The sequence below is a fragment of the Rhodococcus sp. NPDC077669 genome (assembly GCF_040686915.1).
GTDB classification, from domain to species: Bacteria; Actinomycetota; Actinomycetes; order Mycobacteriales; family Mycobacteriaceae; genus Rhodococcoides; species Rhodococcoides fascians.
This window is the reverse complement of record NZ_JBFBMD010000036.1, coordinates 1-20,722: the sequence shown is the minus strand read 5'-3', so window position 1 is coordinate 20,722 and position 20,722 is coordinate 1. Positions and strand designations below refer to the sequence as shown.

The following is a 20,722-nucleotide window of genomic DNA, read 5'->3' as shown; positions in this document are numbered from 1 at the left end:
GGTCGTAAAGGGATATGAAGCTCGAACTTCGCGGTATAACCAAACGATTCGGCTCGTTGATCGCCAACGATCACATCGATCTGACGGTCGAATCCGGCGAGATCCACTGCCTCCTCGGTGAGAACGGTGCAGGCAAGTCCACGTTGATGAACGTGCTCAGCGGCCTGTACCGCGCCGAGGAAGGCCAGATCCTGCTCGACGACGTCGAGCAGAACTTCGCCGGACCGGGCGAGGCGATGACTGCAGGAATCGGCATGGTGCATCAGCACTTCATGCTGATTCCGGTGTTCACCGTGGCCGAGAACATCGTGCTCGGCAACGAAACCACCTCGCTCGGTGGACGACTCGACCTCGTGGCAGCACGAAAGCTGGTACGAGAGATATCCGCGAGGTTCGGCTTCGACCTCGACCCCGATGCTCTCGTCGACGATCTCCCCGTCGGCGTGCAGCAGCGGGTCGAGATCGTCAAGGCGCTCTCTCGAGAAGCCAAGGTGCTCGTGTTCGACGAGCCGACGGCCGTGCTGACGCCGCAGGAAACCGACGATCTGATGCGGATCATGCGGGAACTTGCGGCGTCGGGCACCACCATCGTGTTCATCACCCACAAGCTCCGTGAAGTACGCGAAGTAGCAGACAAGATCACCGTCATCCGGCTCGGCAAGGTCGTCGGCGAAGCGAAGCCGACGGCAGGCAACACCGAACTCGCCGCGTTGATGGTGGGACGTGATGTGCAGCTGACCGTTTCGAAGGAACCGGCCGTGCCGGGTGCTGCAGCATTGGTCGTCGAGAACCTGTCGGTGTTCGACGCCCAGGGCAACAAGACCGTCGACGACATCAGTCTCGAGGTCGCCGCGGGAGAAATCCTCGCCATTGCCGGCGTGCAGGGCAACGGGCAGACCGAATTCGTCGAGGCGCTACTCGGCTTGCAGGAGAACGTATCCGGAAAGATCGCCCTCGACGGTCGCTCTCTCGTCGGGGCGACAGTTCAGCAGGTGCTCGACGCCGGCGTCGGGTTCGTGCCCGAGGACCGGACCGTCGACGGCCTGGTGGGGGAGTTCTCGATTGCCGAGAACCTGATGCTCGACCGCTCCATCAGCGAGCCGTTCGTGCGGCGCGGAGCGGTACAGCGGGAGTATCTCGACACGTTCGCGTCGGAGAAACTGACCGAATTCGACGTGCGGGCACCGGGAATCGGAACCGCCGTCGGACGCCTGTCCGGTGGTAACCAGCAGAAGGTGGTACTCGCACGCGAACTGAGCCGCGATCTGCGACTGTTCGTCGCCGCGCAGCCCACTCGCGGAATCGACGTGGGATCAATCGAATTCGTACACAAGCGCATCGTCGCCACCCGGGATTCGGGGATCCCGGTCATCGTGGTGTCGAGCGAACTGGACGAGGTCGCCGCACTGGCCGACCGCATAGCCGTCATGTATCGAGGAGCAATCGTGGGAATCGTCCCCGGGGATACGTCCCGCGAAACACTCGGATTGATGATGGGCGGCGAGCGCGGTGAGTGAGACCGAGCAGCCGTCGAAAGCTCATGTCGTACTTCGGCAGATCTTCACCGGCAGTGCCATCATCTCGGTTCTCGCGGTCCTGCTTGCGCTGATCGTCGGTGCCGTCCTCATTGCCGCGACCAACTCCGGCGTCCAGGAATCGGCAGGCTACTTCTTCTCCCGTCCGTCGGACATGCTGACGGCGATCTGGGATTCGGTGTCCGGCGCGTATTCGTCGCTGTTCCAGGGGTCGGTGTACAACTTCCGTCGTCCGGGGTTCGAGAACGGCATCCGGCCGTTGACCGAGACGTTGACGTTCGCGACACCGCTCATCGTCGCCGGACTCGGTGTGGCCCTTGCCTTTCGAGTCGGTATGTTCAACATCGGTGGTCGTGGCCAGATGCTCATCGCCGCCGCGTGTGCGGGCTGGGTCGGTTTCGGGGTGAGCCTGCCCGCCGGCATTCATCTGCTGGTGGCCGTCGTCGCAGGCGTTGTCGGCGGCGCGGTCTGGGGCGGCATCGCCGGATTTCTCAAGGCCCGCACCGGTGCTCACGAGGTGATCGTCACGATCATGCTCAATTACGTTGCGTTCTATCTCATCTCGTACCTGCTGCGTACTCCCGGTGCGCTGCAGGCTCCGGGATCGAACAATCCGAAGACGGCCCCCATCGAATCGACGGCCGTGTTCCCGAAGCTGTTCGGCGACAAGTACAACCTGCATCTCGGGTTCGTGCTGGTCATCCTCGTGACGGTCGCGGTGTGGTGGCTGCTCGAACGATCGAGCCTCGGATTCCGATTCCGTGCCGTCGGTGAGAACCCGCACGCGTCCCGCGTCGCCGGAATGAACGTCAACCGCATCTACCTCTACGCGATGATCCTGTCCGGAGCTCTCGTCGGCCTGGCCGGTGTAGCGCAGGTGCTCGGTACGGTCACCACCGGCTTCAGTGCCGACATCGACGCCGGTATCGGATTCGACGCCATCACCGTGGCCCTGCTCGGGCGATCCAAACCGTGGGGCGTCTTCTTCGCGGGAATCCTGTTCGGCGCGTTCAAAGCCGGCGGGTTCGCCATGCAGGCGGCCGAGGGCGTACCCATCGACATCGTGCTCGTCGTGCAGTCGGTGATCGTGCTGTTCATCGCCGCACCGCCGTTGGTGCGAGCGGTGTTCCGATTGCCCAAACCCGGTGAAGAGAAACTCGCCAAAGCCGAGACCGCGAAGGTGGGTGCACTGTGACCACCTCCGTCGACTCACCCGCAGAGACGGTCCTCGGTCGTAGTTGGAAGGTGCCCACGATCCTCGGGGTCGTGACACTGCTGGCGTTGGTGCTGTTCGTGGTCCGAAAAGGCTCGGGCACCAGTACATTCGCGCTGGCCTCCGAAGACGACTTCTTCGCACTGCCCGCCGTCGGCGTACCGTCGTACGGTGCCGGCCTGGTCGTGGTGGTACTACTGGCCGTCATCACCGGCTACACGGCGCTGTTGGCGTCGCGTTACCGGTCGACGCCGTTGTGGTTGCTCGCCGTGTTCGCAGTGCTGTTCGTGTTCGGATTCCTCGCGTGGGCCGCGGACGGGGAGACGATCCCCGTGCCCGGATTGCTCATCGGCGCGGTCGCTTTGAGCACACCGCTGATCTTCGGTGCGATGGGCGGAGTGATCTCCGAGCGTGTCGGCGTCATCAACATCGCCATCGAAGGGCAGCTGCTGGCAGGGGCTTTCGTCAGCGCCGTCGTCGCGTCGATCACCGGTTCGACCTACGTGGCGTTGCTCGCCGCTCTGGTCGCAGGCGCACTGACCGCGTCGCTGCTGGCGGTGTTCTCGATTCGCTACTTCGTCAATCAAGTCATCGTCGGTGTGGTGCTCAACGTGCTTGTCGTCGGACTGACGAGCTTCCTGTACTCGGTGGTGCTCACCAAGAACGCCGAGACGCTGAATTCGCCACCGCGCTTCGCGCGCATCGACATTCCGGTGCTCTCGCAGATTCCGATCCTCGGTCCGGTGCTGTTTCGACAGACACTGATCGTCTATTTGATGTACATCGCCGTGGCCCTGGTGTTCTTCGGTCTGTTCCACACCAAGTGGGGTCTGCGACTACGTGCCGTCGGTGAGCATCCGCAAGCCGCCGACACCGTCGGAATCAACGTGGCCCGAACGCGGTTCTGGAACGTCTGCCTCGCCGGTGCCATCGCCGGGCTCGGCGGTGCGTATTTCACGCTCGGGTCCGTCGGAGCCTTCGGCAAGGAGATGACCGCAGGTGCCGGCTACATCGCACTCGCCGCGGTCATCTTCGGCCGATGGGATCCGGTGCGTGCCACCCTGGCCGCATTGCTGTTCGGCTTCGCGTCGAATCTGCAGAACGTACTGGGCATCATCGGGTCCCCGGTGCCGAGCGAGTTCATGCTGATGCTGCCGTACGTGGTCACCATTTTCGCCGTCGCCGGCCTGGTGGGCCACGTGCGAGGACCGGCCGCAGCGGGCAAACCGTACGCGTCCAGGAGTTGACGGTTTCGCCATCTGACTCAGCGGTAGGGTCGCTGTCCGATGTGACCGCTTTCACTGTAAGGTTCGATCATTGTTGCCGCAGTTTTTCGAAGGAGAGCCATGAGCTTCCGCAGTCCCTTTCCCGACGTCGAGATCCCGAATCTGAGCGTCTACGACTTCCTGTTCGGGTCCATCGCCGAGTCCGATCTGGACAAGCCTGCGCTCATCGACGGCACGTCGGGTGACGTCACCACCTACAAGAGCCTGATCGGCCAGGTCGACGCGATCGCCGGGGCGCTCGCTGCCCGTGGGCTCGAGGTCGGCGACGTCGTCGGACTGCATTCGCCGAACGTCCCCGCATTCGCGTCGGTGCTGCACGGCATTCTGCGTGCCGGCGGAACTGCGACGACGATCAATGCGCTGTACACCGCCGAGGACATCGCCAAGCAGCTCACCGGCTCGGGCGCGAAGTTCCTGTTCACCGTCTCCCCGCTGTACCCGCAGGCCAAGGCCGCCGCGGACAAGGTGGGCATCGACGCCGATCACGTCATCGTGCTCGACGGCGCCGAGGGCCACCCGAGCCTGCGCGACCTGCTCACCCAGGGCGCACCTGCTCCCGAGGTCTCGTTCGATCCGGCCACGCACGTTGCCGTGCTGCCGTACTCGTCCGGCACGACGGGTGTGCCCAAGGGCGTCATCCTCACGCACCGCAACCTCGTCGCCAACGTGGCCCAGATGGAACCGCGCGTGGGCATCGACAGCAACGACGCGATCCTGGCGCTGCTGCCGTTCTTCCATATCTACGGCCTGACGGTGCTGCTCAACATCGCCCTCAAGCTGCGCGCGCACCTGGTGACGATGCCGAAGTTCGACCTCGTCGAGTTCCTTCGCATCATCCAGGACCAGAAGCTGACCTACCTGTTCATCGCCCCGCCGGTGGCCGTCGCGCTCGCCAAGCACCCGATGATCGATCAGTACGACCTCTCGAGCGTGCACACCATCTTCTCCGGCGCGGCCCCGTTGGACGAGGAGCTCGGCAAGGCCGTCGCCAAGCGCTTGAACACGCGGGTGCGTCAGGGCTACGGCATGAGCGAGCTCAGCCCGGTCAGCCACGCGATCCCGTTCGATCGCGACGACATGCCGCTCAGCTCGGTGGGCCAGCCACTGGCCAACACCGAGAACAAGCTCGTCGACCCGGGCACGCTCGAGGAAATCGAGCTGCCCACAGAGGGATTGAGCAAGCCGGGCGAGCTGTGGGTCAAGGGACCGAACGTGATGGCGGGATACCTGAACAATCCCTCCGCCACCGCGGAGACCCTCGACTCCGACGGTTACCTGCACACCGGCGACATCGCCGTCGCCGACAACGAGGGCGTCGTCTACATCGTCGACCGCCTCAAGGAACTGATCAAGTACAAGGGCTACCAGGTGCCCCCGGCGGAGCTCGAGGCGCTGCTGCTCACGCACGAGGAAATCGCCGACGCGGCCGTCATCGGTGTTCTCGACGACGAGGGCGAGGAAATCCCCAAGGCGTTCGTCGTCCGCCAGCAGGGTGCCACGATCGACGAAGAGGGCATCATCGCGTTCGTCGCCGAGCGCGTCTCCCCGCACAAGAAGGTTCGACGCGTCGAGTTCATCGACATCGTGCCGAAGTCTGCGGCCGGCAAGATTCTTCGTAAGGATCTGCGGGCAGCGGAGGCTGGAAAGTAAAACTCCGTTCCACGACAACACCCCGTCTCACACTCAGTGGGGCGGGGTGTTGTGTGGTGGCGCAGACGTTTCGATAGTGCACACCCATTTTTCCGACCGCGCGACCCTCCTCGGGCGCAAACATGGGCGCTCAGTCGGTAGCAGGGGTGTGAGGTTGTCGTGGAACCGCGCTCGAATCAGCCGGGTGCACTCATCGCCGGGCATCGGGTGAGGCGGTTGTATTCGTCCAGGGTGGTCAGTGGGGGACGGTCGACGAGAGACAACGGTGCCACGCTCATCGAGAGCTGAGTTCCGGTGGTGGAGAACGTGGTGAACCCGGCTCCGGAATCGCTCAGGCCCAGGCGCGAGAACATCGTGGCGATGATCTGCCGACTCATGACAGCCAACTCCGACGTCGGCCGATTTCGATGCCGTCGGGTTCCCAGTCCGACCTGGCCGATCGCGCCGATACCCAACCGGTCGCACGTATCGAGCAGTACACCGATCTCGACTCCGTAGCCGGGGGCGAACGGAAGTGCTTCCAGGAGGCGACGAGTCGCGGCGTATTCCCCGCCCAAGGGTTGGAAGACGCCGGCGAGTTCGGGCCGAAGCGCAGTCAGCAGAGGACGTACCGTCAGCTGCGTGACGCGGCCGCCGCCGTCCTCATCGGTGGTGTCACCGATCGTCAGCGGCCGACGGTAGAAGCCTTTGACCAACTCGACGTCGTCGGACATGACCAGTGGACCGACGAGGGAGGGAACGAAGTGCGAACCGGGATCGACCAGATCGGAGTCGACGAACACCACGAGGTCGCCCGAGGTGGCGGCCACTCCGCGCCACAGCGCTTCACCCTTGCCGCGAACCACGGGTGTGACGGGTAGGGCGTCCTCCCTGGAGACGACGGTGGCACCGGCGCAGCGGGCCCGCGCCGCGGTGCGGTCGGTCGATCCCGAATCCAGCACCACCAGCTCGTCGATCAGGCTGCCCAGATGGGGAGTCATCGAGGCGATGACGCCGGCGACGGTCTCTTCCTCGTCGAGAGCGGGCAGCACGACCGAGACGGTCCGGCCACGTTTGGCCCGGATGATGTCTGCCAGTGGCCACGGTGAGCGGGCCCAGGTGGCAGCCAGAGCCGGAGTGCCCGCAACGTCGGTTCGGTTCATCGCTTTTCCTTCGTCATCGCTCGAGGAGTGCACGGCTCAGGACGGGCCGGTCGGCAGCCCCAACGACGGTGCGATCACCGACCACGAATCGTGCAGATCCTGTTGCCAGTAGGCCCAGGAATGGGTCCCGTTGGGTCGGAAGTTGTAGGTGGCCTCGATGTTCAACTCCTGCAACCGTTTCTGCATCTGTTGCGAGCACACATCGGTCGTCGCTTCGATCACTGCGCCGACGGCGAGTTGTTGGGCGAGCTTGCCGTAATCGCTGCCGATACCGGGGCCGCCCGGCACGTCGAACGCACCGGGCGCTCCCGTTCCGGACGAGATGTAGACGGCCATGCCGCGCAGCCCCTCGGCATTGACGTAGGGGTCGTTGGCAATTCAGTCGGCGCTGCCCTGTGGTCCCCACATGTTGGCGGTCGACCCACCGCCGCGGGCCTCGACGACGGACCTGACGTACATGGCACCCACCGGGTCGCTGGTACGTGCGCATCCACTGAACGCGGCGACGGATCGATACACCGAGGGATGGGCGATGGCCAACTGCAGAACGGACGTGCCTGCCATCGATATACCGGCGACCGCATTGGCCCCGTTGCCGTCGAGCAGAGCATCCATCACCGGAGGAAGTTCGCGACCGAGGAAGGTGGACCACATGTTTCGGCCCAGTACCGGATCGTCGTGCAACCAGTCGGTGTAATAGCTCGCAGCGCCGCCCCGCGGAACCACCACGTTGACGTTCTTGTCTCCGAAGAAGCCGGCGATGTCGGTCTGGTCGAACCAGCTGCTTCCCCCGTCACCGCCCGCCGCTCCGTTGAGTAGATAGAGCGTGGGTGAACCGGGCTGCGCCGACCGAAACACGTCGAGCTGGATATCGCGGTCCATGGCTGCCGAATGCACCCACACGATGTCTCGTCGGTCGGCAACTCCCTCGACGCCGACCACCGACGAGACGGTGTCGGCGGAAGCCGACCCCGTCGTGATCGATAGGAGAACGACGACGGTGGCGAGCACACTCAGAGCCGACAAGGTCGCCTGACCGAGGCGAAATCGACTGGGCATCAACGGTTCCTGACATTGTGGGAGCCACGCACGACAAATCTCCGGCGAGCGCGATGTGCCTTTGGACGGTAATGCGAATCACTGGTGTCGACAACAATGTTGACGATCCTTCAGTTCTGACACAGATATCCCGCGAATCGTTGTCAATTTTCCAAAATGCTCGTCGACGGGGTTTCTCGGCCTCTGCCCGGGTGATGCACTGGCCCCTCCGACGCACCTCGCCGCGTCGAATCGCTCTGTCTCCTTCGAAAGGTTGTGTCGTGGTCGCATTCGGACTCATCGACGAGTGGAAGCCCGCTCCAGGACCGCTCACCACGTGGTCACCCACCGTCGCCTCACGAGCTGCTGCCGCGGCTGCGCCCGTTCACCCGGCACCGCCCTCGCACATCCAGCAGGCGTATCTCGAAGCCGCCTACCGCAACCGGGGATCGTCGTTCCGATTCTCCCGGCTGTGCCTGGTGACGTTCAAGATCGAAGGCGCACTGGACCGCACCGCGATGGGACGAGCATTCAACACGTTCGTCACCCGACACGATTCGTTCCGCAGCTGGTTCTCGACGACGGCCGAGGGTTCGACGCGCCACCTCGTCGACGTCGCCGACATCGCGCTCGAAGCGACCGATTTCGGAACGCCTGCGGACTCCGAGGCCATTCGGCGTCACGTGCAGGACAGCACACCCGGTCCCGAGAGCTGGGACTGCTTCTCGTTCGGAACGATCGAACACGACGATCACTTCGTGGTGTACGCCGCAGTCGATCACCTCGACACCGACGGCATCTCGCAGGCCCTGACCTACTACGAGCTGCGCCAGCTCTATCGCAACGCGGTGACGGGGGAGTCCGACGGCCTGTTCACCCCGGGCAGCTACCTCGAGTACTGCCAGCGCGAACGCCTCGAGAGCGACGCGACGACTCTCGAGAGCCCTGCGGTTCGGACCTGGATCGACTTGGTCACCGACAACGGGGGAGATCTGCCGACGTTCCCACTTCCGTTGGGACGCAACAGCGCCGACTACACGCGGACCTCGCACAGTTCGTTCCCGTTGTTCGACGGTGCCACCGCGCAGGCAGTCGACGAGGCGTGTGCAGCCGTGGGAGTCAAGTTCATCGGCGGGATCTTCGCCGCCGCAGCCCTGGCGGAGTACGAACTCGCCGGCCGGGGCAGCTACCTCGGTCTGACGCCCAAGAGCACTCGGGCGACCCCGGGCGAATTCGCGTCGATCGGGTGGTATTCGAGCCTGATTCCGGTGCAATTCGACCTCGGTGAGCAGCCGACGTTCCGTACCCTCGCAGTGCTCGCACAGGCAGCATTCGACTCCGGAAAGTTGCTGGCGAACACCTCGTACCACCGGGTGCTCGAGCTGGCCTTGCCGGAACACGGAATCACGACCCAGCCGGGATGGACCGCGCCGATGATCTCGTACGTCGACGTTCGCAAGTTGCCGGGCGAAGCCGAATTGGATGCGGCGGGAGCGGGTCTGTACGGCAACCGCGGCAGTTCCGAGGAAGTCTTCATGTGGATCAACCGTTTCGAGGACCACACCGGCGTCGAGTTCCTGTACCCGGGCACGGACGAGGCCGATCGTTCGATCGACCTGTACTTCTCCAAGATCTCCGAAATCTACGCCGCCGTGGTCGACAAGGGTGACTACATCCCACAACCACCCGAGGCTCACGTGTTGGCCCACGAGCTTCCGGACGTCAGCAGGGTATGACGCTCCCTCGCCGCGGGTCGTGGCTGACGCTGGGTGCCTGCCTGCTGGCCGTCACGATGCAGATGATCGACGTCACCGCCGTCACCGTGGCGTTGCCGACGATCGCGCGTGACCTCGACGCGTCGGGCACCCAGCAGGTCTGGATCCCGACGGCGTATCTGCTCGCCTTCGCCTGCGCGCTGCTCACGATGGCGCGCGCAGGTGAGGTGTTCGGGCGCAGAACGGTATTCGTCACGGGCACTGCACTGTTCGCCGTGACGTCGGTGCTCTGCGCCTATGGGCCCACCGTCGAACTGCTCGTCCTCGCCCGCGTGCTGCAGGGGCTCGCGGGAGCGGCGATGTCGGCGCAGACGGTGGCGATCGTGACAGCGGCCTACTCCGGCACGCGGCGCACCACCGCGTTCGCGCTGTACGGTGGCACCGCGGGGCTGGCCGGACTCGCCGGGCCGTCCATCGGCGCAGCGCTGCTGCACCTCGACATCCTCGGAACCGGTTGGCGAGCACTGTTTCTGATCAACGTCCCGATCGCGGCGGCGGCGATCGTTCTCGGCCGCAGGTTCGTGGCATCGGGTACCGAGCAGGTCCCTGCCGGACACGGCGGACGGTTCGACCCGGTCGGTGCCGTCCTGTGGTCGATCGGGGCCCTGCTGATCGTCTGTCCCGTCATGATCAGCTCGAGTGTCGCCGCAGCGTTGCCCGCGGTTGGGCTCGGTCTGACGACACTGGCCGGGTTCGCGATGTGGGAGCGTCGTCGACGTGCTGCAGGAGCACACGTCATGGTGAACATCGGCGTCTTCGGTGAGCGAGGATTCTCCGTGGGATGCGCGGTATCGGCTCTCGTGTACGGGACCTTCACCGGGTTCGTTCTGACGATGTCGGTGACACTGCAATCCGGACTGGGTGAGAGCGCGTCGACGGTGGGAGTGATCACTGTTCCCTTCGCTCTCGGGGCGGTGCTCGCTTCGGTGGCCGCGCCGATCTCGTTCCACCACTGGGATTCTCGCGTCGTTGCGGCCGGCGCGGCTGCCATGGGACTGGCTCTGCTCGTTCTCGGCGTCACCACCGAATATCTGGACCGTGCCGGCTTTCCCTGGTGGGCGGTCGTGCCGCTCGGGGTACTGGGAGCGGGTCTCGGGTCGGTGATCGCGCCGTTGCAGAGCACCATCGTCGCGGGGGTGGCCCCGCACGCCATCGGCTCGGCCTCGGGGATTCTGCCGACCGTCCAACAAGTGGGATCGGCTGTGGGAACCGCGGTGACCGGGGCCCTGTACTTCGGTCTGCTTCCTGCGGAGCCGGTTGCCGCGGACTATCTGGCGTCTCAGCGGACGGTGTTGTTCGGGCTGGCCGCGACCATGGTGGTGGCTACCGCACTCGCGGCCGCGCTGCCCCGCGGCGTCGTCGAACGCAGCTCGTCGATGGTCTCCCAGGGTGTGCCGTGAATATTCTTAAGTGATTGTCCCGCCACAGTATCCGACGATGTCTCACCCGGATCAGGAGTTCGGGCCGATCGAAATCGAGAAGAGTTACACCATGCTTCGCACCCTCGTGACCTCGACACTCGTCGTCGGGTTGATGTCGCTGTTGTTCGTATCTGCTCCCCATGCGTCGGCTGCGCCCGGTGATCCGGCCCCGGTACCCGGCACGTTGTATGCGGCGGCTGCGGACCTGAACGGGAAGAACAACGGCGATGTCGTTGCCAGTCGGCGGTTTTCGAGCCCCCTGTATCCCGGTGCCGACATCTGGCAGCTCCAGTACCGGTCGTCCGATTCCCGAGGCGACGCCATCGCCGCAGTGACAACCGTTCTGGCACCGACGAACCGCGCACCCGGTGGGCCTCTACTGTCGTATCAGCCGTTCGTCAACGCGCTCGGGTTGCAGTGCGCACCGTCGGAGTCCCTGTTCGGTGCCGACCCGACGACCGGTGTGCAGGAACGCGAATTCCTCAACCTCGCGCTGATGCGTGGATGGACCGTGGCGGTACCGGACCACCTCGGGCCGAAAAGCGCTTACGACGCAGCCAAGTTGGGCGGACAGATCACGCTCGACGGCGTCCGCGCCGCACAGCGCGTGCCGGAACTCGGTTTGGCAGCGAGCCCGGTAGGCATGGCCGGTTACTCCGGCGGCGGTATGGCGACGGCGTGGGCCGCGGCGCTCGCTCCCAGCTATGCACCCGAGCTGAACATCGTGGGTGCCGCAGCCGGAGGTGTGCCGGCGGATCTGGACAACATCGCTCGCGCCTTGGGTTTTCAGCCCCATCAGGCATTCGGTCTCGCGTTCGCGGCCGCCCTCGGACTCGAACGTGAATACCCGGATCGTTTGCCGATCACCGCGCAGCTCAATCCCACCGGTCTGGCGTTGAAGGATCAGGTGTCGAATGCGTGCACGCCGGTGATCCTTGCGACCGGAGCCTTCAAGAGCGCGCTGGCGGTCTCGACCACTACGTCGTTGGTGGACAGCCCCGAGGCGCAGCAGATCATCGACGAGAACAGTCTGGTCAAGTACGCCGGTGTGCCGACGGCACCCACACTTCTGTGGGGAAGCGACAACGATCCGCTCATTCCGATCGGTGCGTTGCGGGACACTGCTGCTCGGTACTGCGCGAGTGGTGCCACACTGCAGTTCGACGTCGTGCACGCACCGCAGCACATCCAGGCTGCGTTCGAGGGCCTTCCCGCGGCACTGACATTCCTGGACAACAGGTTCCGGGGTGTCGCGCCGCCGACGAACTGCCTCCGATGAGACGACTGGCAACCGTCGTCGCTGCTGTGACGACGGCTCTGGTCGGAGCTTCCACGCCCGGATATGCAGCGGATCTCCCGGTCCTGGCACCGCAGACGCTCGGCGACTTCTCGGTGCAGACTCGATACTTCGACGTCGCAGTGGGGCCCGAACACGATCAGCACTGCACTGTCGTCGGAGATGTCTACGTTCCTGTCGGGCTGGGACCGGACCACCGAGCTCCAGCCATTCTGACCAGCAACGGTTTCGGCGGATCCAAGGACGACCAGGCTGGTGCCGCTGCCAGATTCGCCACTCACGGCTACGTGGTTCTGACGTACTCGGCTCTGGGTTTCGGCGGCTCGACATGCAAGATCTACTTCGCCGATCCCGATTACGACGGCATGGCCGCATCGGCTCTGATCGGCTATCTCGCCGGTGAGAGCGGCGGGGTGTTCACCGATCCCGCACGGACGGTGGCCGCCCCGGCACTGGATGTGGTTCGACTCGACGCACCGGGTGACCCGCGCGTCGGCTACCTCGGCGGTTCCTATGCCGGCGCAACGGGATTGACGACGGCGGCGGTCGATCCACGATTGGACACCGTCGCGTCGATGATCACCTGGAACGATCTGGCGCGGTCGTTGGCACCGGACGGGGCCGGCCGCAGATCCGTCGGGCCGGTCAAGAGCGTGTTCGGTTCGGCATTTCTGGCCGCCGGTGCCGTTCTGACCGGACCGGGCGGATACGTCGTGGATCCGGCACGGGCACAGGGGTGCCCGAACTACGCCCAGTGGGTGTGCGACGCCGCGTCCGCCTTCACGGCCAATCGCGAACCCGACCCGGGAACTCTGGCGGCGATGCGTCATGTCTCACCGGTGGACTATCTCGATCGAGTCGATGTGCCGGTGTTGCTCACGCAGGGGCAGAAGGATTCGCTGTTCAGTCTCGACGAGGCCGCAGCCACATTCGAGGCCCTGCGGGCGCGGGGAGTGGAAACGTCCATGGTCTGGCACTCGTGGGGGCACAACGATCGCAAGGGTTATCCGGGTGAGTTCGACATCAAGGCCCCCGACCCGTTCACTCAGCACGAAGCGGCACTGGTGGGCAATTGGCTCGACCGACACCTCAAGGATCGTGACGTCGACCCAGGACCGGCTTTCACCTACTTCCGGGACTGGGTGCCCTACACCGGCGTCGCGTCGCCGGCCTACGTCGAATCCGAGACATTTCCCGTCGGTGCTCGCCGCACGTTCCGTTTGTCGAATGGATCACTGGCGGAGGGGGATTCGTCGAACGAAGTGTGGACGCAGACGATTCGGGGTGCAGGTGCGTCGATGCCCACCACGTTCGGACTGCCGAATCTCGCGGCCGAGTTGCCCGTGCCGCGGGTCTCGCTACCCGGCTCTGCCGCGAACTGGACGACGCCGCCACTGACCGAACCCATCGACGTCGTCGGCGCACCGGAACTGTCGATCGGTCCCACGGTGTCCGGTCCCGCGACCGTCTTCGTCACCGTGCTCGACGTAGCACCCGACGGTGCGCGAAGCCCGATTCACGGACTTCTCGCACCCGCCGTACTGACCGGATCCGGTGAACCGGTGACCATCTCGCTGCCCAGCATCGTCCATCGATTCGACCGCGGTCATCGCGTCGCCGTCGAGATCACCGCGTCGGATCCGTCCTTCGCAGGTGGGCCGGGCCCAGCGGACGTCACCGTGTCCTCGACGGATCCGATCAACCAGTTCTCTCTTCCCGTAGTTCCGTGATCTTCGATTTTGCTCACCCGAAAGGCTCGCTGTGATCCGAAAGTTCTTTACCCTGGGGTCCATCCTGGTGGCACTCTGCGCGTCCCTGTTCGCAGTGGGCACAACAGCTTCGGCGGCTCCCGCGCCGACGGCCCCGGATCCGGACGTCTTCTACGCGGCACCGGCCGACATCGCCGATCACGCGCCGGGTGACATCCTGGCCAGCCGACGGGCCGACGCCTGGATGTACCCCAACACCGACATCTGGCAACTCAAGTATCGGTCCACCAACTCCGCAGGTGCACCCGTCGCCGCGGTGACGACCGTGCTGATGCCGCGAGGCAAGGGCGCGGGAACCCCACTGGTGTCCTATCAAGCCGTCATCAATGCCCTGGGCGTCAAATGTGCTCCGTCGCATGGTCTTTTTACATACGAGATCGGTGAAGCGCCGAGCCTGTACGTCGGTATGGTCGCCCGCGGTTGGGCGGTTGCGGTGCCGGATTACCTCGGCCCGACCGGAGCCTACGGAGCCGCGGAGTACGAAGGTCGCTTGACGCTCGACGGTGTGCGGGCCGTGCAGAACTTCGAGCAGTTGCCGCTGAAAGACAGTCCCGTTGCTTTGTTGGGTTACTCGGGAGGTGCACTGGCGACCTCGTGGGCCGGTGCCATGGCACCCACCTACGCGCCGGAGCTGAACATCGTGGCCAGCGTGCACGGGGGAACCCCGGCCGACCTGGGATTGATCGCACAGAACCTGGGCTACAGCGCGATTCCGCACCCCGCCTTCGGAATGGCACTCGCGGCATCACTCGGACTCGAACGTGAATACCCGACCGAATTCCCCGTCTCGGAGAACCTGAATGCAGCGGGCCTGGCCCTGCGAGATCGCGTGAGCAACGAATGCAGGCGCCCCATCATCATCGGCGGAGCGTTCAAGAGCGCGAGAGATCTGTCGAACGTCGACATCGCGTCCCTGCCCTCTGCGCAGGCGGTACTGAAGAAGAACAGTCTCGTCGACTACGACGGCGTCCCCACGGCCCCGGTATACATCTGGCATGGAATCAACGACTTCATCACCCCCTACGCGCCGGTGAAGGAGACGGTCGACCGCTACTGCGCAGCCGGGGCAACCGTCCAGTTCCGGGCGTATCCACTCGCCGAGCACTTCAGCGGATCGATCGTCGGACTGCCCGAGGCCTACGCCTACGTGGACGCACGATTCCGAGGTGAGCCGGCACCGTCGAACTGCGGCTGATGTCCGCTCGGTGGTGACCTCACACCGCATTTGTCGACTGCGCGCCCTTGCTCCTGAGTGAGCGGGGCGCGCAGTCGGTAGTAGGTGTGTGAGGTTGCCGGGGAACCGAGTCAGGGCTCGCCGCGTCCAACCAGTTGTGAGAGCAACAGGGCGCTGGGTGACGGGTGTGGTCGGACTGATGATGCTGGTCGCCGGATGTGGTGAGTCGACGCCGAGTGCACCGAATGCTGCGTTGCCGACGTCGACCAGCGTTGCGCCGATCGCCACCGAGCCCTGGGACCCCTGCACCATCCCGGACAATGCCGTCGAGGCCGCGGGATTGGATGTGGGGAGCAAGACCACGAATTTGTTCGGAGACGCCCCGCTGTCCAACGACTGGAAGACGTGTATCTGGACAGACCCTGACCCTGGATCGTGGTACTTCCTGGGCGCGTTCTCGGGCTTCCACTCGCTGGACGATCTGGAGGCGAACGACCGCTTCAATCAATTCTCGAAAGTCGACGGTCTCGGCGGATACCAATTCCTCCGCGCCGATCGCCCCGCCGGACGAAGTTGTGGCATGGCATTCGAGGTGGAGAAGGGTCTGGTGTATTTCGTCCTCGACACTCGCGCGGCGAGCGAGCCAGCAAGAGATCCGTGTGTGGAAATCGAGAATATTGCGCGCACCACGCGCGCATCGCTCCCACCTATATCGAACTGAACTGGAGGGTATGACTGTGGGACAAGACCCCGGGGATCTGTTCGACTCGATGCAGAACTGGAGGCGCTTGTCGGATCAGGCCGCAGCCGGAATTTTGGATATACCGGAAGGTGTTGCGGCGCAGTGCGACGCTGCATGCGTCACGTACATCGCCCACCTGGAGGGCATGGTGCAGCAGACGGAGTTTCTCGTCGATCTCGACGCATTCGGCACGCTTCCTTCAGCTCGACAGCTGGGTCGCAAGTTCAAGCGACTGGCCGATGGTGAGGAACGGTCGGCGGCTGTTGCGATCAGGCAACACATCGAGGTCATCCAATTGATGCGCTCGGTGTTTCGTCGCTATTTCGTCGACACCGAAGAGGTTGATCAGAGCGTGGGAGCTCGGGTCGGCGAGCTCGGGGCGGCGCTGGGGGAGTAGTCCCGCAACCTCACACCCTTTCTCCGGACCTCTCACCCCCGCTATGCGCGGAACCCCGCCGCGCGGTCGTCACAAAGGGTGGGAGGTTCCGTGCATTGCCAACGCCATACCGTCGATCCTGCCCGAAATGTCCGTAAAGGCAACTACGGCAACGCAATCACGACAACATTCGCGAATCGGATGCCTTACTCTGCCTTCGTGAATCTTTCCACGGCCCGGCTGGTACAGATGCGTCCGCGCGATCCGAACGAACCGCATCGCGCGGCGAGTCCACTCGAATTGTTCTTCGACCTCGTGTTCGTCGTGGCCGTGAGTATCGCGGCGGTGCAACTCCATCACGCGCTCACCGAGAACCACGTCGCCGACGGTCTGCTCAGTTACGCGCTCGTGTTCTTCGCGATCTGGTGGGCGTGGATGAACTTCACGTGGTTCGCCACGTCCTTCGATACCGACGACTGGCTCTATCGAACGCTGACCGTCGTACAGATGGCCGGCGTGCTGGTGCTCGCCGCCGGAGTCGAATCGGCGTTCGTGGACAAGGATTTTGCGGTCGTAGTGCTCGGCTACGTCGTGATGCGCGTGGCGATGGTGACGCAATGGGTTCGAGCGTCTCGGACCGGTGACTACAAGAAGACCGCACTGACATACGCGACAGGCATTGCGGGCGTTCAAGTTCTGTGGATTCTCTGGCTGGTGCTGTTCGACGGCACAGCCGCCGTCGTCTTGTTCTTCGTGTTGGCAGCCGCGGAAATGGCGGTTCCGTTGATCGCCGAACGCAGCGGGTCGACGCCATGGCACCCGCATCACATCACCGAACGCTACGGGCTGTTCACGCTGATACTGCTCGGCGAGAGTCTGCTCGCATCGGCCAACGCCATCATCGAAGCGCTGCACGACGAGACGGCGCTGGCACCGTTGATCTCGATTTCCGTCCTCACCCTCGTCGTCACCGCGAGTCTGTGGTGGATCTACTTCTGGCCGCCGCATCACCGGGCCATCGGAAAGTTCGGCAACTCGCTGATCTACGGCTATACGCACTACTTCATCTTTGCGGCGGCGGGCGCGTTCTCGGCCGGCATCGAGGTCGAGATCGATGTGCTCACCGAACACAGCAAGCTCGGCGACGTCGCCGCGTCGTTCACCGTCACGGTGCCGATTGCGATATTCGTCCTCGGCGTCTGGCTGATCGCCATCCGCGCCCACGCGGATCGCGTCGTCAACATCGCAGTTCCGGTCGGTGCCGTGCTCGTGTTGTTCGACCCGATCATTCCCATCCCGATCACCCTCACCGCGGTCGTCATGATCGTCGTCGTCGGCGTGCTCGTCGCACGCGGGCCACGACCCCCAGCGTTAGGTCGTTCCGCAGGCTCCACTCCCCAGCGTCCCGCATGAGAAACTGACCACATGAGTATCGGAACCCTGATTCTGCTTCGTCACGGCGAGAGCGAATGGAACGCGTCCAACCAGTTCACCGGCTGGGTCGACGTGCGACTGACCGAGAAGGGCGAGGCCGAGGGCAAGCGCGCCGGCCAGCTCCTCGCCGAGGCGGGCGTACTGCCCGACCTGCTGTACACCTCGCTGCTGCGCCGCGCGATCAGCACCGCGAACCTCGCGCTCGACGCGGCCGAGCGGCATTGGATCCCCGTCGTGCGAGATTGGCGTCTGAACGAGCGGCACTACGGCGCACTGCAGGGCTTGAACAAGGCCGAGACCAAGGACAAGTACGGCAACGAGCAGTTCATGCTGTGGCGTCGTAGCTACGACACCCCGCCACCCGCCATCGAGGTCGGCAGCGAATTCAGCCAGGATGCCGATCCCCGTTACGCCGACCTGGACAGCGTTCCGCTGACCGAATGCCTCGCCGACGTCGTCGAACGGCTCATCCCGTACTTCGAGGAGACGATCGTCGCCGATCTGAAGGCCGGCAAGAATGTGCTCGTCGCCGCACACGGCAACTCCCTGCGTGCACTCGTGAAGTACCTCGACGAGATCTCCGACGCGGACATCGCCGAACTGAACATCCCCACCGGCATCCCACTGCAGTACGACCTCACCGAGGTCGACGGCAAGCTGAAGCCGACCAATCCGGGTGGCACCTACCTGGATCCGGAAGCAGCGGCTGCGGGTGCGGCTGCCGTGGCAAACCAGGGCGGCAAGTAACTCCGCCACGCACAAACCGGCAGTTTGTCGAAACTGCAGGTGAACGAACGAAGAACACTGCCGACGAGGGCTATGACGACCAGGGAAATGCCTGCACCCTGCGTATGTGAGCCGTCCATCGAACGTACGATTCCGGTGTGAGTGTTGCATCGGCCGTACTACTGGCAATTGCCGCGGCCTTCGTGGGATACCTCGTCGGCGGTGTTCTGATCCCGTACCTCAACACTCGACACTCGGAGCGCCGCCGCGCCACCTCCGGATTGACGATGTCGCAGGTACTGGACCTCATCGTGCTGGCGTCGGAGAGCGGTATCGCCGTCGTCGATCAATTTCACGACGTCGTGCTGTCGAATCCTCGGGCCGAGGAGCTCGGCCTGGTGCGTAACCGTTCCATCGACGAGCGGGCGTGGGCCGCGGCGACGAAAGTGCTGTCCGACGGCAATCCCGTCGAAGTCGATCTCAGTGCCAAGGCCCCCCGGCCCGGCCGCGACAAGATCGCCGTCCGGTGCGTCGCGCGACTGCTCAGCAAAGAGGACCGACGGTTCGTCGTTCTCTTCGCCGACGACGATTCCGAGCAGGTACGGATGGAGGCCACGCGTCGCGACTTCGTGGCCAACGTCAGTCACGAACTCAAGACGCCGGTCGGTGCGATGAGCCTGCTGGCCGAGGCGCTGCTCGAATCCGCCGACGATCCCGATTCCGTCCGGCACTTCGGCGGCAAGGTCGTCGCCGAATCCAAACGCCTGGGCAACATGGTGACCGAGCTGATCGCGCTGTCGCGTCTGCAGGGGGCCGAGAAACTGCCCGACCTGGAAGTGGTCGACGTGGACACCGTCGTCAACGAGGCGATGGACCGGTCCAAACTCGCTGCCGAGAACGCGGGCATCTCCGTCACCACCGACCACCCGAGCGGGCTCGAAGTACTCGGCGACCAGGCACTACTGGTGACGGCGCTGGCCAACCTCATCCAGAACGCGATCGCGTACTCCTCCGACGGTTCACCCGTCTCGGTCAGTAGGGCACTGCGCGGATCGAACGTGGCGTTCGCCGTCACCGACCGCGGACTCGGTATCGCCAAGGCGGACCAGGAACGCGTCTTCGAGAGATTCTTCCGCGTCGACAAAGCTCGGTCGCGGGCCACCGGCGGGACAGGCCTCGGCCTTGCCATCGCCAAACACGTCGCAGCCAACCACAACGGCAGCATCTCGCTGTGGAGCAAGCTGGGCACCGGATCCACCTTCACCCTCCAGATCCCCGCGTACTTCGAAGAAGAAGACGACGCCGCGGTTACAGAAAGAGAGAATCAGTGACCAACGTTCTGATCGTGGAAGACGAAGAGTCGTTGGCCGATCCACTGGCCTTCCTGCTCCGCAAAGAGGGGTTCGAGGCCACCGTCGTCGGCGACGGACCGTCGGCTCTGGCCGAATTCGATCGTGCCGGCGCGGACATCGTGCTGCTCGACCTGATGCTTCCCGGAATGAGCGGCACCGACGTGTGCAAGCAATTGCGTTCGCGCTCAGGCGTTCCGGTGATCATGGTGACCGCGCGCGACAGTGAGATCGACAAGGTCGTCGGGCTCGAACTCGGTGCCGACGACTACGTCACCAAGCCGTATTCGGCCCGTGAGCTGATCGCTCGTATCCGCGCCGTACTGCGCCGCGGCAGTGACGCCGAGGTCGATGGCGGCACCGACACCGGAGTGCTCGAAGCCGGTCCGGTGCGGATGGACGTCGAACGCCACGTGGTGATGGTCGGATCCGATCAGATCACGTTGCCGCTCAAGGAGTTCGACCTGCTCGAATACCTGCTGCGCAACTCCGGCCGGGTACTGACCAGGGGCCAGTTGATCGACCGAGTGTGGGGTGCGGACTACGTGGGCGACACGAAGACTCTCGACGTGCACGTCAAACGGCTGCGGTCGAAAATCGAGACCGACCCGGCCAAGCCGGAGCATCTCGTCACCGTGCGCGGTCTGGGCTACAAGCTCGAGGGGTAGAGCCTGCGGCATGTGAGTGGAAAAGCGTAGTGGGCTACGTGTGCTGTCTTGATACATGTGGGACACGGGTGTCTCGATACATGTGAGACACGATTCTAGGCTGCGGGGCGGTGGAGTTGTCCTTGGT

At 64.4% G+C, this 20,722-nt stretch carries 18 protein-coding genes; 15 read left to right on the top strand and 3 right to left on the bottom strand.

Annotated features, from left to right (window positions below; genetic code table 11):
• Positions 1-14 precede the first annotated feature (14 nt).
• From AB0P23_RS23780 to AB0P23_RS23765, 4 genes are all read left to right on the top strand, one after another.
• Positions 15-1,517, top strand: coding sequence for an ABC transporter ATP-binding protein (locus AB0P23_RS23780; protein WP_363799593.1), 1,503 nt, complete (start codon positions 15-17; stop codon positions 1,515-1,517).
• A complete protein-coding gene (locus AB0P23_RS23775) occupies positions 1,510-2,730 on the top strand; it encodes an ABC transporter permease (protein ID WP_032365197.1) in 1,221 nt (406 codons plus the stop codon). The genes AB0P23_RS23780 and AB0P23_RS23775 overlap by 8 nt, the downstream gene beginning before the upstream one ends.
• Positions 2,727-3,995: an ABC transporter permease gene (locus AB0P23_RS23770; RefSeq protein WP_363799591.1), complete on the top strand. Its 1,269-nt coding sequence runs from the start codon at positions 2,727-2,729 to the stop codon at positions 3,993-3,995. Before AB0P23_RS23775 ends, AB0P23_RS23770 begins: the two co-directional genes overlap by 4 nt.
• 99 nt (positions 3,996-4,094) lie before the next feature.
• Positions 4,095-5,684: an AMP-binding protein gene (locus tag AB0P23_RS23765; RefSeq protein WP_032372350.1), complete on the top strand. Its 1,590-nt coding sequence runs from the start codon at positions 4,095-4,097 to the stop codon at positions 5,682-5,684.
• A gap of 176 nt (positions 5,685-5,860) precedes the next feature.
• Here the strand turns inward: AB0P23_RS23765 and AB0P23_RS23760 are convergent, their stop codons facing one another.
• Genes AB0P23_RS23760 through AB0P23_RS23750 form a run of 3 tightly spaced genes read right to left on the bottom strand, consistent with a single transcriptional unit; the run spans position 5,861 to position 7,885 of the window.
• Positions 5,861-6,826 carry a glucosyl-3-phosphoglycerate synthase gene (locus tag AB0P23_RS23760; protein WP_032372351.1) on the bottom strand — a complete coding sequence of 322 codons (966 nt, stop codon included), beginning with the start codon at positions 6,824-6,826 and terminating at the stop codon, positions 5,861-5,863.
• A 36-nt stretch (positions 6,827-6,862) separates the two neighbouring features.
• Complete coding sequence (locus AB0P23_RS23755) at positions 6,863-7,162, bottom strand: hypothetical protein (protein ID WP_363799590.1); 300 nt, start codon at positions 7,160-7,162, stop codon at positions 6,863-6,865.
• 42 nt (positions 7,163-7,204) lie between these two features.
• Positions 7,205-7,885 carry an alpha/beta hydrolase-fold protein gene (locus tag AB0P23_RS23750; protein ID WP_363799589.1) on the bottom strand — a complete coding sequence of 227 codons (681 nt, stop codon included), beginning with the start codon at positions 7,883-7,885 and terminating at the stop codon, positions 7,205-7,207.
• A gap of 260 nt (positions 7,886-8,145) precedes the next feature.
• Here AB0P23_RS23750 and AB0P23_RS23745 point away from each other — a divergent pair, with 260 nt between their 5' ends.
• The 11 genes from AB0P23_RS23745 (at position 8,146) to AB0P23_RS23695 (ending at position 20,595) form a co-directional block, all read left to right on the top strand.
• Positions 8,146-9,600, top strand: coding sequence for a condensation domain-containing protein (locus tag AB0P23_RS23745; protein ID WP_032399553.1), 1,455 nt, complete (start codon positions 8,146-8,148; stop codon positions 9,598-9,600).
• A complete protein-coding gene (locus AB0P23_RS23740) occupies positions 9,597-11,039 on the top strand; it encodes an MFS transporter (RefSeq protein WP_052061331.1) in 1,443 nt (480 codons plus the stop codon). The genes AB0P23_RS23745 and AB0P23_RS23740 overlap by 4 nt, the downstream gene beginning before the upstream one ends.
• A gap of 37 nt (positions 11,040-11,076) precedes the next feature.
• A complete protein-coding gene (locus tag AB0P23_RS23735) occupies positions 11,077-12,339 on the top strand; it encodes a lipase family protein (RefSeq protein ID WP_230593383.1) in 1,263 nt (420 codons plus the stop codon).
• Positions 12,336-14,087: a CocE/NonD family hydrolase gene (locus AB0P23_RS23730; RefSeq protein WP_032399552.1), complete on the top strand. Its 1,752-nt coding sequence runs from the start codon at positions 12,336-12,338 to the stop codon at positions 14,085-14,087. Before AB0P23_RS23735 ends, AB0P23_RS23730 begins: the two co-directional genes overlap by 4 nt.
• A 94-nt stretch (positions 14,088-14,181) precedes the next feature.
• Positions 14,182-15,321 (top strand): lipase family protein, encoded by a 1,140-nt coding sequence (locus AB0P23_RS23725; RefSeq protein WP_228139284.1) that lies wholly within the window; start codon positions 14,182-14,184, stop codon positions 15,319-15,321.
• Positions 15,322-15,478: 157 nt separating this feature from the next.
• A complete protein-coding gene (locus AB0P23_RS23720) occupies positions 15,479-16,021 on the top strand; it encodes a DUF3558 domain-containing protein (protein WP_032399551.1) in 543 nt (180 codons plus the stop codon).
• A gap of 10 nt (positions 16,022-16,031) precedes the next feature.
• A complete protein-coding gene (locus tag AB0P23_RS23715) occupies positions 16,032-16,439 on the top strand; it encodes a hypothetical protein (protein ID WP_032372356.1) in 408 nt (135 codons plus the stop codon).
• A 228-nt stretch (positions 16,440-16,667) separates the two neighbouring features.
• Positions 16,668-17,831, top strand: coding sequence for a low temperature requirement protein A (locus AB0P23_RS23710; RefSeq protein ID WP_051365418.1), 1,164 nt, complete (start codon positions 16,668-16,670; stop codon positions 17,829-17,831).
• Between the two features lie 12 nt (positions 17,832-17,843).
• Positions 17,844-18,599: a phosphoglyceromutase gene (locus AB0P23_RS23705; RefSeq protein WP_032365206.1), complete on the top strand. Its 756-nt coding sequence runs from the start codon at positions 17,844-17,846 to the stop codon at positions 18,597-18,599.
• Positions 18,600-18,736: 137 nt separating this feature from the next.
• Positions 18,737-19,909 carry an ATP-binding protein gene (locus AB0P23_RS23700; protein ID WP_032372357.1) on the top strand — a complete coding sequence of 391 codons (1,173 nt, stop codon included), beginning with the start codon at positions 18,737-18,739 and terminating at the stop codon, positions 19,907-19,909.
• A complete protein-coding gene (locus AB0P23_RS23695) occupies positions 19,906-20,595 on the top strand; it encodes a response regulator transcription factor (protein ID WP_027498361.1) in 690 nt (229 codons plus the stop codon). The genes AB0P23_RS23700 and AB0P23_RS23695 overlap by 4 nt, the downstream gene beginning before the upstream one ends.
• Positions 20,596-20,722 lie beyond the last annotated feature (127 nt).

What these genes read in the sequence shown, in the direction of transcription:
- AB0P23_RS23710 (WP_051365418.1), top strand. Translation starts at nt 16,668, where the DNA reads ATGCGTCCGCGCGATCCGAACGAACCGCATCGCGCGGCGAGTCCACTC.
- AB0P23_RS23765 (WP_032372350.1), top strand. Translation starts at nt 4,095, where the DNA reads ATGAGCTTCCGCAGTCCCTTTCCCGACGTCGAGATCCCGAATCTGAGC.
- AB0P23_RS23735 (WP_230593383.1), top strand. Translation starts at nt 11,077, where the DNA reads ATGTCTCACCCGGATCAGGAGTTCGGGCCGATCGAAATCGAGAAGAGT.
- AB0P23_RS23780 (WP_363799593.1), top strand. Translation starts at nt 15, where the DNA reads ATGAAGCTCGAACTTCGCGGTATAACCAAACGATTCGGCTCGTTGATC.
- AB0P23_RS23705 (WP_032365206.1), top strand. Translation starts at nt 17,844, where the DNA reads ATGAGTATCGGAACCCTGATTCTGCTTCGTCACGGCGAGAGCGAATGG.
- AB0P23_RS23715 (WP_032372356.1), top strand. Translation starts at nt 16,032, where the DNA reads ATGACTGTGGGACAAGACCCCGGGGATCTGTTCGACTCGATGCAGAAC.
- AB0P23_RS23760 (WP_032372351.1), bottom strand. Translation starts at nt 6,826, where the DNA reads ATGAACCGAACCGACGTTGCGGGCACTCCGGCTCTGGCTGCCACCTGG.
- AB0P23_RS23740 (WP_052061331.1), top strand. Translation starts at nt 9,597, where the DNA reads ATGACGCTCCCTCGCCGCGGGTCGTGGCTGACGCTGGGTGCCTGCCTG.
- AB0P23_RS23755 (WP_363799590.1), bottom strand. Translation starts at nt 7,162, where the DNA reads ATGGCCGTCTACATCTCGTCCGGAACGGGAGCGCCCGGTGCGTTCGAC.
- AB0P23_RS23730 (WP_032399552.1), top strand. Translation starts at nt 12,336, where the DNA reads ATGAGACGACTGGCAACCGTCGTCGCTGCTGTGACGACGGCTCTGGTC.
- AB0P23_RS23750 (WP_363799589.1), bottom strand. Translation starts at nt 7,885, where the DNA reads ATGCCCAGTCGATTTCGCCTCGGTCAGGCGACCTTGTCGGCTCTGAGT.